We start from the raw sequence: 15,003 nt of genomic DNA, 5'->3' as shown, positions 1-15,003 counted from the left end.
GCCGGGGGACGAGCCACGACCAGCAAGGGGATCTCATGGAACAGGCCGAAGGCAGCACGCAGGACGCCCGCAGCCTGCCCGGGTGCTACCGGCACCCGGACCGCGAGACCGGCGTGCGCTGCACCCGCTGCGACCGCCCCATCTGCCCCGAGTGCATGGTCAGCGCCTCGGTCGGCTTCCAGTGCCCCGAATGCGTCCGCGAAGGCTCCGGCACGGGGCACGCCCCGGCCGCGTCCCGGCCGCGCACGGTGGCGGGCGGGACGGTCACGGCCGACCCTCGGCTGTTCACCAAGATCCTCATCGGGATCAACATCGCGGTGTTCCTGGTGCAGCTGTCCGTGGGCGACCGCTTCACCAACCGCTTCGAGCTGATCGGCCACGCCTACACGTACTACCTCCCCGGAGTACAGGGCATCGCCGAGGGCCAGTACTACCGCCTGCTGACCGCGATGTTCCTGCACGGCGGCTACGCCCACATCGCGTTCAACATGCTCAGCCTGTGGTGGATCGGCGGCCCCCTGGAAGCCGCCCTGGGCCGTGCCCGCTACCTCGCCCTGTACTTCGTCTCGGGCCTGGCCGGCAGCGCGCTCACCTACCTGATCGCCGCGCCCAACCAGCCCTCGCTCGGCGCCTCCGGAGCGATCTTCGGCCTCTTCGGCGCGACCGCGGTCCTCATGCGCCGGCTCAACTACGACATGCGGCCGCTCATCGCCCTGCTGGTGATCAACCTGATCATCACCTTCAGCCCGGGGATGAACATCGCCTGGCAAGCCCACATCGGCGGCCTCGTGGCCGGCGTCATCACCGGCTACGCCATGGTCCACGCCCCGAGGGAGAAGCGGGCGCTCGTCCAGTACGGCACCTGCGCGCTCGTCCTGGCCGTGGTCGTGGTCATGGCGCTGGTCAGGACCGCTCAGCTCACCTGATACCGAACCGTTGTCCACAGCGTGTGCCGGATCTTGTGCACACGGTGCGGGAACAGCTGTGCCCCCTGTCGCTCGGATGTGTTTCCGCAGGTCGGACAGGGGGCGAACGGATGTACGGGGGCCGGTAGGGCAGTCACACCGGCGTCAACGTCCGATGGGTTATCCACAGATCGTCTTTCTTTTTCCCCACTGTGGACAACTGCTGTGGATAACTCAGTGAACAGCCCTGGGCAGAGCTAGCACGGACCCGCTACTTCCACTGCGTGGAGACGCCGAACCCGGCGGCGATGAAGCCGAAGCCGACCACGATGTTCCAGTTGTCCAGGCTGTCGATCGGCAGCGAGCCGTCCGTCACGTAGAAGACGACGATCCAGGCCAGACCGATGAGGAACATGGCCAGCATGACCGGCGCGACCCACGCGCGGTTGGTCAGCTTGATGGCCTGCCCCTGCTTCACGGGCGGCGGCGAGTAGTCGGCCTTCTTGCGGATACGTGACTTCGGCACGAGGGTCTCTCCTGTCGATGCGCTGCGTGGCCGCGCAGGTAACTGGGTCGGTCCGGGGCAGCGTACAAGGGGACACTTAGCTCTCCCCCGGGCGTCCGTTAGCGTAGTGCTTCCGCGGCGCCGAAGGAGATAAGGGTACGTTGAGCAATTCTGCCGACTCCCCCGGGACGGGATCAACGGGTTCCGGCCCGGCGCGTGGACTTCGCTTCCGTCCGGCGCGGATTCTCACGGTCGCCGTGTTCGCGCTGGCCGGGCTCATCTTCTTCACCAGCTTCAACACGGCCAAGGGCACCGACATCCGCCAGGACGGCTCCCTGCTGAAGCTCTCCGACCTGATCCAGGAACGCAGCCACAAGAACAAGGGGCTGGACGAGTCCAACGCGACGCTGCGTGACAACGTGGACGCGCTCGCCGAGAGCGACGACGGGAGCAGCAAGGCCCAGGACGAGAAGCTCAGGGGGCTGGAGAACAGCGCCGGCACCCAGAAGCTCACCGGCAAGGCGATCACCGTCACCCTGAACGACGCCCCGCCGAACGCGACCGCCAAGCTCCCCGGCTACCCCGAGCCGCAGCCCGACTACCTGGTCATCCACCAGCAGGACCTGCAGGCCGTGGTCAACGCCCTGTGGCAGGGCGGAGCCGAGGGCATCAAGGTCATGGACCAGCGGCTGATCTCCACCAGCGCGGTGCGCTGCGTCGGCAACACCCTGATCCTCCAGGGCCGGGTCTACTCGCCGCCGTACAAGATCACCGCGATCGGGGACCCCGGCAAGCTGCAGCAGGCGCTCGCCGCGAGCAAGGCGATCCAGACCTACATGGTGTACGTGAACGTCTACGGCCTCGGCTGGAAAGTCACCGAGGACGGGACGGTGACTCTGCCGGGCTACTCGGGCACAGTGGATCTGCACTACGCGAAGCCAGTGGAGTAGGTCCCCCTGTCAGGAGCCGCCGGTGCGCGTGATCGTCAGGACCGTCAGCGAACTGTGCATCACCGTCGGCACCCTGATCGTGCTCTTCGTCGTCTATGTGCTGTTCTGGACCGGCGTGCAGGCCGACGGCGTCATGAGCGACCAGATCGACCAGCTGCACCAGCAGTGGTCGAAGGGGAGCGTCCAGCCCGCCGCGGGGAGCACCGGGGCCGCGGCGAGCGCGGCGAAACCGGTGTCGTACCACTACGGCAGGCCCTTCGCGATCATGTACATCCCGCGGCTCGGTTCCACGTGGAACAAGCCGGTGCTGGAGGGCACGGGCACCGACGTGCTGAAGAAGGGGCTCGCCCACTACGCCGGGACCGCCCGGCTCGGCGAGCAGGGCAACTTCGCGGTCGCCGGGCACCGGCGCACCTACGGCGACCCCTTCAAGGACTTCCCGCGGCTGCGGTCGGGTGACGCGGTGGTGCTCACGGACGGATCGACCTGGTTCACGTATCGGATCGACAAAGGGCCCTACAAAACCGTGCCGACGGACGTTGAGGTGATCGACCCTGTGCCACGTAAGTCGGGGTACACCCGTGCGGGCCGGTATCTGACGCTGACCACGTGCGATCCGGAGTGGGGGCACAGCCACCGGCTGATCGTCTGGGCGCACCTGGACTCCACACAGCCTGTGGAGTCAGGCGAACCGAGGGCGCTGCGCCGTTAGTCTGGTGCGGGTACGGCGTGAGTCTGGTGCCGTGGCGGAACGGAAGGGACGGCATGTACGGCTGGATCTGGCGGCAGCTGCCAGGAAACGTGTGGGTGAAGGCGCTGATCTCACTCGCGCTGGTCCTGCTGGTGATCTACGTCCTCTTCCAGTACGTCTTCCCCTGGGCCGAACCGCTGCTGCCCTTCAACGATGTGACGGTGGACAACCAGTGAGTGCGCGGATTCTCGTCGTCGACAACTACGACAGCTTCGTCTTCAACCTCGTCCAGTACCTGTACCAGCTGGGTGCCGAGTGCGAGGTGCTGCGCAACGACGAGGTGTCGACGGCACACGCTCAGGACGGCTTCGACGGCGTGCTGCTCTCGCCCGGCCCGGGAACGCCGGAGGAGGCGGGCGTGTGCGTGGACATGGTCCGGCACTGCGCGGCCACCGGGGTGCCGGTCTTCGGCGTCTGCCTCGGTATGCAGTCGATGCAGGTGGCGTACGGCGGTGTGGTGGACCGGGCGCCCGAGCTGCTGCACGGCAAGACCTCGCTGGTCGAGCACGAGGGCAAGGGAGTCTTCGCGGGGCTGCCCACGCCCTTCACCGCGACCCGCTACCACTCGCTCGCCGCCGAGCCGGCGACGGTCCCGGCCGAGCTGGAGGTGACCGCCCGCACCCACGACGGGATCATCATGGGGCTGCGCCACCGTGAACTCCCGGTCGAGGGCGTGCAGTTCCACCCCGAGTCGGTGCTGACCGAGCACGGGCACCGGATGCTGGCCAACTGGCTGGTGGAGTGCGGCGACCAGGGTGCCGTGGCGAGGTCTGCGGGGCTCGCCCCGGTGGTGGGCAGGGCCACGGCGTGACCGCGCTGCGCCCGGAGCGCGAGGACTTGTACGGCGAGACACCGTACGAGTCCTACGGCTCCGTGCCGTACGCGGCCGCGGGCGATCCTCCTACGGCGCCGATGCCCCAGGTGCCTGAGACGGCCTCTGCGGCTTCTGCAGCCTCTGTGACTTCGGTGGACGAGCAGGCGACCACGCTGCTGCCGCCGATCGACGAGGAGACGGTGGCGCTGCGGATCCCCGATCCGCTGCCCGGCCCGGAGAGCGGGCCCCTGCGCGCCTCTGCGGCCCCATCCGCCTCGTCCGCCACTGGAACCCCACCGGGCGGCCGTGCGGCCCGCAGAAAGGCCGCCAAGCGGCGTGGTGGCCGCCATGGCGGGTCGCGGGGTGTGGCGTCCGGCCCGGACACCTCCGCGGAGTCCGGGCCGCAGCGGCCGCTCTCCCGTGTCGAGGCCCGGCGGCAGGCGCGGCTGCGCAAGCCGAGTCCGGCCGTCGTCGCGAGCCGGGCGATCGGCGAGGTGTTCATCACCACCGGCGTGCTGATGCTGCTGTTCGTCACCTACCAGCTGTGGTGGACCAACGTCCGGGCGCATGCGCAGGCGGGCAGCGAGACACACCAGCTGCAGGACGACTGGGCCAGCGGCAAGCGCAGCCCCGGGGTGTTCGAGCCGGGGCAGGGCTTCGCGATCCTGCACATTCCCGAACTGGATGTGGTGGCGCCGATCGCGGAGGGCGTCAGCAACAAGAGGGTGCTCGACAAGGGCATGGTCGGGCACTACGGCGAGGGCGCGCTGAAGACGGCGATGCCGGACGCGAAGACCGGCAACTTCGGGCTGGCCGCGCACCGCAACACCCATGGTGAACCGTTCCGGTACATCAACAAGCTCAGGTCCGGCGACGCGGTCGTGGTCGAGACGCAGGACACGTACTTCGTGTACAAGGTGACCTCGATGCTGCCGGTCACCCCGCCGTCCAACACCAGCGTGCTGAACCCGATCCCGCGGGGCTCCGGATTCACCAAGCCGGGCCGGTACATCACCCTCACCACCTGTACGCCGGAGTTCACCAGCAAGTACCGGTTGATCGTCTGGGGCAAGATGGTCGAGGAACGCCCGCGCAGCAAGGGCAAGCCGGACGCGCTCATCGAGTAAGGCAGAGGGAACACGTGGCAGCGACCGCCGACGAGACCGAAGAGCACACGGACGCGTCCGACGCGGAGTCCGCCCCGCGCCGCCGGCGCCCCGGCCGGATCGCGATGGCGGTCAGCGTCTTCGGTGAACTCCTGATCACCGCAGGGGTGTTGCTGGGTCTCTTCGTCGTCTACTCCCTCTGGTGGACGAACGTGATAGCGGACCGCAAGGCCGACAAGCAGGCCGACAAGGTCCGCGAACACTGGGCCCAGGCCACCGACTCGGGCCCCGGCGCGCTGGACACCAAGGACGGCATCGGCTTCCTGCACGTACCGGCGATGCGCAACGGCGAGGTCCTGGTCGAGAAGGGCACGGGCACGGACGTCCTCAACGACGGCGTGGCCGGCTACTACACGGACCCGGACAAGGCCACGCTCCCCATGACCGGCAAGAAGGGCAACTTCACCCTCGCCGCCCACCGCGACGGCCACGGCGCGAAGTTCCACAACATCGACAAGCTGCAGAACGGCGACCCGATCGTCTTCGAGACGAAGGACGACTGGTACGTCTACAAGGTCTACTCGATCCTCCCCGAGACCTCGAAGTACAACGTCAAGGTCATCTCCCAGGTCCCGAAGGAGTCCGGCAAGAAGAAGCCGGGCCACTACATCACGTTGACGACGTGCACGCCGGTCTACACGTCCGAGTACCGGTACGTGGTGTGGGGCGAGTTGGTCCGCGTGCAGAAGGTGGACAGCAAACGGACTCCGCCGAAGGAACTGCGCGGCTGACGCGGGTTCTGTGAGGTCACGGCTGACTTGTTCCAGACAGCGCCTCTGTCGAATTCTGTTCTGTACATGATCTTGGTGATAGCCTTGCGGCGGCTCATTTGGACACGAATGGGCTATTCGTAACAGAAAAGGATTCGATGGTGCGTAATAAGCGCATAATCTCCGTTCTTTCCGTGCTGTTCTCCCTCTTCGGATTCGCGCTGATCACCGCGCCTTCCGCGAGTGCGGCGGGGTACGGGTGCAGCGGTTCTCTGGTCGACAACCACCCGATCAGAACGACGGAGAACGTGACGTACGGAAACCTGTACCTGTACTACGACTCCTCGACCGGGTACAACTGCGCCGTCGCGGTCAAGAACAGCGCCGGTGGCGCCGGCACCGCGAGCAAGACCACCGTCTCGATCTTCCGTTGCACGGCCGGCGCCTCGACGGGTGACGCGTGTACGACGGACGCCAGCGACGACGACAGCGGCAACTACAGCTCCTACGCCGGCCCGGTGAAGGTGTACGCGCCGAACCGCTGCATTCGGCTCTACGCCAACATCTGGCACCCGACCAACGGTTGGATCGCCTCGTACTGGGGCGGTAACGCGAACCTCGCGGAGCACTGCTAAGCGCTAAAAAAAGGGCGGTGCGGTCGGGCAATCTCCGTTGCCTGACCGCACCGCTCGCGTTTTCGCGACCCTCACCTCACCGGGCGCGGGGCTTTAGCCGGTGGTGCCGCCGAAGATGTTCGTCCCGCCGTTGTTGCCGTTGCCGTTTCCGCCCTGGTCCACCGTGAACAGGGTGACCGTGTCGCCCTGGTTGACGGTGCTGCCCTGGGCCGGGTTGGAGGTGACGACGATGGCGTTGTCGTCCTGGGAGCCCTGGACGTTGACCTGGAGACCCGCCTGCTCGAGCAGCTTGCGGGCGTCCTTGAGCGTGCGGTTCTGGACCGGCGGGACCGTGGTCTGCTGCTGGCCCTGCACCTTGCCGACGTTGATCACGATGGGCGTGTTCTTGGCCACCTGGCCGCCCGCCTGCGGACTGGTCGACAGGACCTTGCCGTCGTCGTCGGGGTTGTTGGTCGCGGTGTCGTTGCAGGTGGGCACCAGGCCCAGGTTCTGCAGTTCGGCCTTCGCGTCGTCGCAGGACTTGCCGATGACGTCGCTGGGGATGGTGATCTTCTCCTCGGCCTTGGCGACCGTGAGGGTGATCGTGGAGCCCTTCTGGACCTCCGTGCCCAGATCAGGGTCCTGCTTCAGGACGGTGTTCGCCTGCTCGGCGGAGACCTCTTCCTTCTTCTTGACGTTGAACTGGTACTTGTCGCTCTCCAGCAGCGCCTCGGCGTCGTCGAAGCTCTTGCCCAGGACGCTCGGTACCGCGACCTTCGGCGCGCCCGTCGACACGACCAGCGTGATCGTGTCGCCCTTCTTTACGTCCGTGCCCTGCGTGGGGTCCTGGGAGCAGACGTTGCCCTTCGGCTGGTTCGCGCAGGGCTTGCGGGTGGGCTCCGCCAGTTTCAGGTCCGAGTTCTTGGCCATCTGCTGGGCGGTGGTGTAGCTGTTGCCGACGAAGTTCGGGGCCGGGAAGGTCTCGTCGGCCTTCTTTCCGTCGAACGCCCACTTCCCGATCAGGATCGCGCCGATCAGGACCAGGACGGCCGCGACCACGAGGAGGATCGTGGAGGTGTTGTTCTTCTTCTGCTGACGGCGCCGGTCGGGGCGGTCGTCGTAGCCGTAGCCGCCGTCGTCCGGGTTCATCGGCGGGAGCATGGACGTCGCTCCCGCGTCGGCGCCCGGACGCAGTGCCGTCGTCGGCTGGTCGTCGGGGTAGCCGCCGTAGCCGACCGCGCCCATCGAGGCGGTCGCCGCGACCGGCTGGCCATCGAGGCAGGCCTCGATGTCGGCGCGCATCTCGTCGGCCGACTGGTAGCGGTAGTTCGGGTCCTTGACCAGCGCCTTCAGGACGATGGCGTCCATTTCGGGGGTGATCTCGGGGTCGAAGACGCTCGGCGCCTGCGGTTCCTCGCGGACGTGCTGGTAGGCCACGGCCACCGGGGAGTCGCCCACGAAGGGGGGCCGCACCGTCAGCAGCTCGTAGAGGAGGCAGCCGGTCGAGTAGAGGTCCGACCGGGCGTCGACCTGCTCGCCCTTGGCCTGCTCCGGAGAGAGGTACTGGGCCGTGCCGATGACCGCCGCGGTTTGCGTCATGGTCATGCCGGAGTCGCCCATGGCCCGGGCGATGCCGAAGTCCATCACCTTGACCTGGCCGTTGCGCGTCAGCATGACGTTCGCCGGCTTGATGTCGCGGTGGACGATGCCGTTGCGGTGGGCGTACTCCAGGCCCTGGAGGATGCCGATGGTCATCTCCATCGCGCGCTCGGGCAGGAGCTTGCGGCCGGAGTGAAGAAGCTCACGGAGCGTGGAGCCGTCGACGTACTCCATCACGATGTACGGGATCGAGACCCCGTCGATGTAGTCCTCGCCCGTGTCGTAGACCGCGACGATCGCGGGATGGTTGAGCGAGGCGGCCGACTGGGCCTCCCGGCGGAACCGGGCCTGGAAGGAAGGGTCGCGCGCGAGGTCCGCGCGCAGCGTCTTCACCGCCACGGTGCGGCCGAGCCGGGTGTCATGCGCGAGGTAGACCTCCGCCATGCCACCACGACCGAGCACCTGGCCCAGCTCGTACCGGCCGCCGAGGCGACGCGGCTCTTCCATAGCTACCTACCAGCCCTCTCCGTCGGTCCCGACCACACCGGTGTGTGGTCCGGCGGTGTGCTGTCCGGGGCATACGCTACCGGGCGGCACGCTTGTGCTTGGCACGGCACCGAAACCTGATACCGGACCGGTATGGCTCATTCGACCGGAGGGCGCCGGCGAAACCCGACTGCCGATCACATAGTGTGTTCCATAGTAGCGTGCAGTAGCGAAACCCCGGTGTGAATCGTTGCGGAGCATGCGGGGAGATTCAGTGGATATCAGCCGATTTCCGAATTCTGCTTGCTTTCTGCATCGTCGAGATAAATGGGCGCCGTGCAGCGACTGATCGGAATTCTTTATTCCGCATGATCACGGGGTGATTGCGGGGTGATACGGGATCACGAAAGGTGACAAAGAAAGCCCTGCCCCGTGTGGCCACGGGACAGGGCTGGGAAGAGCCGTCGGTCTGGCGTTACGACCCGGTCTTGGTCTTGATGACCGCCTGCATGACGCTCTTCGCGATCGGCGCGGCCAGGCCGCCGCCGGAGATGTCGTCGCGGTTGGCGCTCTCGTCCTCGATGACCACGGCCACGGCGACCGGCGAGCTGCCGTCGCTGAGCCTGGCGTAGGAGATGAACCACGCGTACGGGTTCGCGCTGTTCGCCACACCGTGCTGGGCGGTACCGGTCTTGCCGCCGACGGTGACTCCCCCGCCGATCTGCGCGTTCTTGCCCGTGCCGTCCTTGACGACCGTCTCCATCATCGACTGCAGGATCTGCGCGTTCTTCGGCGACAGCGGCTGGCTCATCTCCTTCGGCTCGGTCTTCTCGACCGGGTCGACGTTGGGGGACTGCAGCTCGTCGACCATGTACGGCTTCATCAGCTTGCCGTCGTTGGCGACGGCCGAGGCGACCATGGCCATCTGCAGCGGGGTGGCCGCGGTGTTGTACTGGCCGATGGAGGACAGGGCGGTCTGCGACTGGTTCATGCCTTCGGAGAACTGCGAGGCGTTGGAGCGGACCGGGGTGAACTGCTCGGAGTCGAATCCGAACTTCTTCGCCTCGGCGAGCATCTTGTCGTTGCCGAGGTCGGAGCCGATCTTGCCGAAGACGGTGTTGCAGGAGTACTGCAGGGCGACCCGCATGGTCGCGTTCTTGCAGGGGATGTTGCCCTCGTTCTTCAGCTCGCGCGTGGTGCCCGGCATGGTCCACGGCAGCGGCGAGTCGGTCGCCTCGTCGGCCGAGGTGTACTTGCCGTTCTCCAGCGCGGCCGCGGCCGTGACCACCTTGAACGTGGAGCCCGGCGGGTAGGTCTCGCGCAGCGCCCGGTTCAGCATCGGGTCGGCCGGGTTGTTCTTCTTCTGGAGCTTGGTCCAGTTCTTGGAGTCCACGTCGGTGGAGTTGCCCGCGAAGGACGAGGGGTCGTACGACGGGTAGGAGGCCAGCGCGAGGATCTTGCCGGTGGACGGCTCGAGGGCGACCACGGCGCCCTTGCCGCCCTGGCTCTTCAGGCCGTCGTACGCCGCCTTCTGCGCGGCCGCGTTCAGCGTGGTGACGACGTTGCCGCCCTGCTTCCGCTTGCCCGTGATCATGTCGAGGGTGTTGCGGAAGAAGAGCCGGTCGTCGTTGCCGGTGAGGATGCCGTCGTTGATCTTCTCCAGCTGGCTGCTGTCGAAGGCCTGCGAGGAGTAGCCGGTGACCGGGGCCCACATGGGCCCGTTCTTGTACGTGCGCTTGTACTTGAAGTCGCCGCTCTTGGACTCGACGGACCCGGTTATGGGGTCGCCGTCCACGATGATGTCGCCCCGCGGGTTCGCGTACCGCTCGATGGCGACCCGGCGGTTGTCCTTGTCGGTGCGCAGCGCGTCGGCCTTGACGTACTGGAGCCAGTTGTCGCGGATCAGCAGGGCCATGACGAGGAGGCCGCAGAAGATCGCGATCCGGCGCAGGGGCTTGTTCATGACGGGCGGACCACCTGGGTCATCTCGGCGTCGGGGTTGGCGGCGGGAGTGGGCGCCGGGCGGCGGGCGGTGTCGCTGATGCGGATCAGGATGCCGATCAGCGCCCAGTTGGCGATCACGGAGGAACCGCCGTAGGCGAGGAACGGCATCGTCATACCGGTCAGTGGGATGAGGCCCATCACACCGCCGGCCACGACGAAGACCTGGAGGGCGAAGGCGCCGGACAGGCCGATGGCGAGCAGCTTGCCGAACGGGTCGCGGGCGGCGAGGGCGGTGCGCACGCCACGCTCCACGATCAGCCCGTAGACAAGCAGGATCGCCATGATGCCGGCCAGGCCCAGCTCCTCGCCGAAGGTGGCGAGGATGAAGTCGGAGTTGGCGGCGAACCGGATCAGCTCGGAGTGGCCCTGGCCCCAGCCGGTGCCGAGGGTGCCGCCGGAGCCGAACGCCCACAGGGCCTGCTGCAGCTGGTCGGAGTGGACTCCGGTGACGCCCGGGGTGCGGCTGAGCACGTATTCGTGCATCGGGTCGAGCCACGCCTGCACACGGGTCTGGACGTGCGGCTCGAAGCTCGCCACGCCGACGGCGCCGGCCGCGGACATCAGCAGACCGAAGACGATCCAGCTGGTCCGCTCGGTGGCGACGTACAGCATGATGACGAACATTCCGAAGAACAGCAGCGATGTACCGAGGTCGGTCTCGAAGACCAGGATGAGGATCGAGATCGCCCAGACCACGAGGATCGGGCCGAGGTCGCGGCCGCGCGGCAGGTACAGGCCCATGAAGCGGCGGCTGGCCAGGGCCAGCGCGTCCCGCTTCACCATCAGGTAGCCGGCGAAGAAGATCGCGAGCACGATCTTGGCGAACTCACCGGGCTGGATGGTGAAGCTGCCGACCTGGATCCAGATCTTGGCGCCGTAGGTGAGGTCGGCACCGAGGCCCGGCACCAGCGGGAGCAGCAGCAGGACCAGCGAGGCCGCCATGGAGATGTACGTGTAGCGCTGCAGCGTGCGGTGGTCCTTGAGGAAGAACAGCACGGCGACGAACAGCCCGATGCCCATCGCGGTGTAGATCAGCTGGTTGGTCGCCTTGCCGCCGGCCACGCCGATGCTCTGCAGCAGTCTGGACTGGTCGAGCCGCCAGATGGCGACCAGGCCCAGCCCGTTGAGCAGCGTGGCCAGCGGCAGCAGCAGCGGGTCGGCGTACGGAGCGAACTTCCGTACGACGAGATGGGCGATGCCGGCCAGCAGACCGAGGCCCAGGCCGTAGCCCAGCAGGCCCGCGGGCACCTGGTCGTTGAGCGCCAGGCCCACGTTGGCGTAGGCGAACACCGGGATGGCCACGGCGAAGATCAGCAGGGCCAGCTCGGTGTTGCGGCGGCTCGGTGCGCCGATCGCGCCGATCGTGGACGTGTGATGGGTCGGCGAATTCGAAGTACTGCTCATCGTGTGACAGGGCCTCTCACGGCTTTACTGCTTGCCGCACTGATCGACGACCTTCTGCTCATCCTCGGAGAGGCTCGGGCCGGGGTTGGGCGTGGCGGTCGCGGACGGGGTCGGGGACTTGGTCGAGGGAGACGTCGTGGAGGCCGACGGGTTGGGCGTCGGTGATGCCTTGGACGTGAAGGCGGTACGGGTGGTTCCCGTGGTGCCTCCGGCCTCGCCCTGGCCCGTCTTGGCGTTCTTCTCGGTCTCCGCGGCCGTGCGTTCCGCCTGCTTCTTGCACGCGGAGGCCTGCACGGACAGTGCCTCGATCTTCGTCTGCGCCTGCTGCAGACCACCTGCGGCGATCGTGTTCTTGACCTGCTTCTGCTGGTACTGCGGCAGGTACTTGAGTTCGATCTCGGGGTGGTCCTTCTCCACCTCCGAGAGCGACACCCAGGCCAGGTCCTGGCTGATGCCGCGGTACAGCGCCACGTGCTCGCCGTTGGTGCCGACGTAGTACTGCGTCTGCGTCCAGCGGTAACCGCCGTACAGACCGCCGCCGATGACCGCGAGGGCGAGGCCGCCGTAGAGGGACCGCTTCAGCCACTTGCGGCTCTTGCGCGGCTTGACGAAGTCCTCGTCGGTGTAGTCGCCGAAGCCGCCGCTCGGGATGTAGCCGGTGGTGTCGCCGGAGCCGGGCGGGCCGAACTCGCCGCCGCCCCCGCCGTGGCCCTGGCGGCCGAGGTGGGAGGCGCGGCCGGCCGGGGTCTGCATGATGCCGTTGTCGTGCAGGTGGAGCTGGTTCTCGGCGACGGCGCCGACCACGACCGGGGTGTCGGACAGCTGCCCGGCGAGGGTGTCACCGGTGTCCAGGTCGAGGACGTCGGCGACGATGACGGTGATGTTGTCGGGGCCGCCGCCGCGCAGCGCGAGCTGGATCAGCTCCTGCACGGTCTCCTGCGGGCCCTGGTAGCTGGCGAGCGTCTCCTCCATCGTCTGGTGGGAGACGACGCCGGACAGGCCGTCGGAGCAGATCAGATAGCGGTCGCCGGCCCGGACCTCGCGGATCGACAGGTCGGGTTCGACGTGGTCGCCGCTGCCGAGGGCGCGCATCAGCAGCGAGCGCTGCGGGTGGGTGGTGGCCTCTTCCTCGGTGATCCGGCCCTCGTCCACGAGCCGCTGCACCCAGGTGTGGTCCTGTGTGATCTGCGTGAGCACGCCGTCACGCAGCAGATACGCGCGCGAGTCGCCCACGTGCACGAGACCGAGCCGCTGCCCGGTCCAGAGCAGGGCGGTGAGGGTGGTGCCCATGCCCTCGAGCTGGGGGTCCTCCTCGACCATGGCGCGCAGCTGGTCGTTGGCGCGCTGCACGGCGGTGCCGAGGGAGGTGAGGATGTCGGAGCCGGGCACGTCGTCGTCGAGCGTGACCAGGGTGGAGATGACCTCGGAGGAGGCGACCTCGCCGGCCGCCTGGCCGCCCATGCCGTCGGCGATCGCGAGCAGGCGCGGACCGGCGTAACCGGAGTCCTCGTTGCCCTCCCGGATCATGCCTTTGTGCGATCCGGCGGCGAAGCGCAGTGACAGACTCATGCGCACCTCGCCCGTCGGCTCCGGGTACAGCCGGTCGTGTCGAGCCACACTGCCCACCCTCCGGTCGGGAGCGCGCCGGAGACCGGGGTGCGGCCTGCCGCTGCGTGCTCGCTCCGCTCGCTCATTGTCGTACTACTTCCGCAGCTCGATGACGGTTTTGCCGATGCGGATCGGCGCGCCCAGCGGGATCGGTGTGGGAGTCGTCAGCCGGGAACGGTCCAGGTAGGTGCCGTTGGTGGAGCCGAGATCCTCGACGATCCACTGGCCGTCGCGGTCCGGGTAGATCCTGGCATGGCGGCTGGAGGCGTAGTCGTCGTCCAGCACGATCGTGGAGTCGTGCGCCCGGCCCAGGGTGATGGTCTGGCCCTGCAGCGCGACGGTGGTGCCGGTCAGTGTGCCTTCGCTCACAACCAGCTTGGTGGGGGCGTTGCGGCCGCGCCGGCCGCCGCCGCCCTGCTGGGCGCGCTGCTGCGGGGGCGCGGCCTGCTGCCGGGCCGCCTGCTGTGGACGCGCGGCCTCTCTACGCGACCCGCGCTGGGTGACACGCGTACCGAACAGGTCGCTCCGGATGACCTGCACGGCCACGATCACGAACAGCCACAGTACGGCCAGGAAACCCAGCCGCATGACCGTGAGGGTCAGCTCTGACATTGCCCCCGCTTCACCCTTCGGCTTGCCGGTAAATGATGGTGGTGCTGCCCACGACGATCCGCGAGCCGTCGCGGAGCGTAGCGCGGGTGGTGTGTTGCCCGTCCACCACGATGCCGTTGGTGGAACCGAGATCCTGGATCGTCGAGGGCGTTCCGGTCCGGATCTCGCAGTGCCGGCGGGAGACGCCGGGGTCGTCGATCCGCACGTCGGCGTCGGTGCTGCGGCCCAGCACCAGCGTCGCGCGGGAGATCTGGTGGCGGGTGCCGTTGATCTCGATCCAGTAGCGGGTGCGCCCGCCGCTCGCCGGGGCGGCCGCGGGCCGCTGCGGGGCGGGCTGGGGGTAGCCGTAGCCGCCACCGGGGCGGGCGCCGGGCGGCGGCGCGGACGGCATCGGAGGCGCTCCGGCGGGAGCGGCGGGCGGGTAGCCGTAGCCGCCCGGGGCGCCCTGGGCGGGGCGGCCGGCCGGGGCCGCGGGGGCCGCGCCCTGCTGGCTGGCGGAGGAGGCGAGGGTGCGCGAGCGCACCCGGTACAGACCGGTGTCGAGGTCGTCCGCCTTCTCCAGGTTGACCTTGATCGGGCCCATGAAGGTGTAGCGCTGCTGCTTGGCGTAGTCGCGCACCATGCCGGCCAGCTCGTCGCCGAGCTGCCCGGAGTAGGGGCTGAGGCGCTCGAAGTCGGGGGCGCTCAGCTCCACGATGAAGTCGTTGGGGACCACGGTGCGGTCCCGGTTCCAGATGGTGGCGTTGTTGTCGCACTCCCGCTGGAGCGCACCGGCGATCTCCACCGGCTGGACCTCGGACTTGAAGACCTTGGCGAAGGTGCCGTTGACCAGACCTTCGAGACGCTGCTCGAACTTCTTCAGGACTCCCATGGGG

General features: G+C 68.0%; 15 protein-coding genes. 8 read left to right on the top strand and 7 right to left on the bottom strand.

The window, feature by feature from the left end; genetic code table 11:
- Positions 1 to 35: 35 nt before the first annotated feature.
- The gene (locus CRP49_RS12990) at positions 36 to 926 is read left to right on the top strand and encodes a rhomboid family intramembrane serine protease (protein WP_097253521.1); all 891 of its coding nucleotides are present in this window, start codon (positions 36 to 38) and stop codon (positions 924 to 926) included.
- 250 nt (positions 927 to 1,176) lie between these two features.
- Here CRP49_RS12990 and crgA read toward each other — a convergent pair whose 3' ends face one another.
- Positions 1,177 to 1,431: a cell division protein CrgA gene (gene crgA, locus CRP49_RS12985; protein ID WP_094218627.1), complete on the bottom strand. Its 255-nt coding sequence runs from the start codon at positions 1,429 to 1,431 to the stop codon at positions 1,177 to 1,179.
- A gap of 140 nt (positions 1,432 to 1,571) precedes the next feature.
- Here crgA and CRP49_RS12980 point away from each other — a divergent pair, with 140 nt between their 5' ends.
- The 7 genes from CRP49_RS12980 to CRP49_RS12950 all read left to right on the top strand — a co-directional run bounded on the left by CRP49_RS12980 (position 1,572) and on the right by CRP49_RS12950 (position 6,436).
- Positions 1,572 to 2,360, top strand: coding sequence for a DUF881 domain-containing protein (locus tag CRP49_RS12980; protein WP_097253520.1), 789 nt, complete (start codon positions 1,572 to 1,574; stop codon positions 2,358 to 2,360).
- A 22-nt stretch (positions 2,361 to 2,382) separates the two neighbouring features.
- A complete protein-coding gene (locus tag CRP49_RS12975; RefSeq protein ID WP_097253519.1) occupies positions 2,383 to 3,072 on the top strand; it encodes a class E sortase in 690 nt (229 codons plus the stop codon).
- Between the two features lie 53 nt (positions 3,073 to 3,125).
- Positions 3,126 to 3,287, top strand: a complete 162-nt coding sequence (locus CRP49_RS12970; protein ID WP_097253518.1) for a hypothetical protein — start codon at positions 3,126 to 3,128, stop codon at positions 3,285 to 3,287.
- A complete protein-coding gene (locus CRP49_RS12965) occupies positions 3,284 to 3,922 on the top strand; it encodes an aminodeoxychorismate/anthranilate synthase component II (protein ID WP_097253517.1) in 639 nt (212 codons plus the stop codon). The genes CRP49_RS12970 and CRP49_RS12965 overlap by 4 nt, the downstream gene beginning before the upstream one ends.
- A complete protein-coding gene (locus CRP49_RS12960; RefSeq protein WP_097253516.1) occupies positions 3,919 to 5,052 on the top strand; it encodes a class E sortase in 1,134 nt (377 codons plus the stop codon). Before CRP49_RS12965 ends, CRP49_RS12960 begins: the two co-directional genes overlap by 4 nt.
- Before the next feature lie 14 nt (positions 5,053 to 5,066).
- Positions 5,067 to 5,822 carry a class E sortase gene (locus CRP49_RS12955; protein ID WP_097253515.1) on the top strand — a complete coding sequence of 252 codons (756 nt, stop codon included), beginning with the start codon at positions 5,067 to 5,069 and terminating at the stop codon, positions 5,820 to 5,822.
- Positions 5,823 to 5,995: 173 nt separating this feature from the next.
- On the top strand, positions 5,996 to 6,436 hold the full coding sequence (locus CRP49_RS12950; protein ID WP_097253514.1) for a hypothetical protein: 441 nt from the start codon (positions 5,996 to 5,998) through the stop codon (positions 6,434 to 6,436).
- 93 nt (positions 6,437 to 6,529) lie between these two features.
- On the opposite strand, the gene pknB is transcribed toward CRP49_RS12950, so the two are convergent.
- The 6 genes from pknB to CRP49_RS12920 form a co-directional block, all read right to left on the bottom strand.
- Positions 6,530 to 8,521, bottom strand: a complete 1,992-nt coding sequence (gene pknB / locus CRP49_RS12945) for a Stk1 family PASTA domain-containing Ser/Thr kinase (RefSeq protein WP_097253513.1) — start codon at positions 8,519 to 8,521, stop codon at positions 6,530 to 6,532.
- A 454-nt stretch (positions 8,522 to 8,975) separates the two neighbouring features.
- Positions 8,976 to 10,463, bottom strand: a complete 1,488-nt coding sequence (locus CRP49_RS12940; protein WP_097253512.1) for a penicillin-binding protein 2 — start codon at positions 10,461 to 10,463, stop codon at positions 8,976 to 8,978.
- Positions 10,460 to 11,908 (bottom strand): FtsW/RodA/SpoVE family cell cycle protein, encoded by a 1,449-nt coding sequence (locus CRP49_RS12935; RefSeq protein WP_097253511.1) that lies wholly within the window; start codon positions 11,906 to 11,908, stop codon positions 10,460 to 10,462. The genes CRP49_RS12940 and CRP49_RS12935 overlap by 4 nt, the downstream gene beginning before the upstream one ends.
- A gap of 24 nt (positions 11,909 to 11,932) precedes the next feature.
- Positions 11,933 to 13,477, bottom strand: coding sequence for a Stp1/IreP family PP2C-type Ser/Thr phosphatase (locus CRP49_RS12930; protein WP_179851889.1), 1,545 nt, complete (start codon positions 13,475 to 13,477; stop codon positions 11,933 to 11,935).
- A gap of 132 nt (positions 13,478 to 13,609) precedes the next feature.
- Positions 13,610 to 14,128, bottom strand: coding sequence for an FHA domain-containing protein (locus tag CRP49_RS12925; RefSeq protein WP_094218614.1), 519 nt, complete (start codon positions 14,126 to 14,128; stop codon positions 13,610 to 13,612).
- A gap of 10 nt (positions 14,129 to 14,138) precedes the next feature.
- Complete coding sequence (locus CRP49_RS12920; RefSeq protein WP_097253509.1) at positions 14,139 to 14,999, bottom strand: DUF3662 and FHA domain-containing protein; 861 nt, start codon at positions 14,997 to 14,999, stop codon at positions 14,139 to 14,141.
- Positions 15,000 to 15,003 lie beyond the last annotated feature (4 nt).

Source organism: Streptomyces sp. Ag109_G2-15, assembly GCF_900215565.1.
Classification (GTDB): domain Bacteria; phylum Actinomycetota; class Actinomycetes; order Streptomycetales; family Streptomycetaceae; genus Streptomyces; species Streptomyces diastatochromogenes.
The sequence above is the reverse complement of the archived record's forward strand: the minus strand, read 5'-3'. Positions and strand labels throughout refer to the sequence as shown.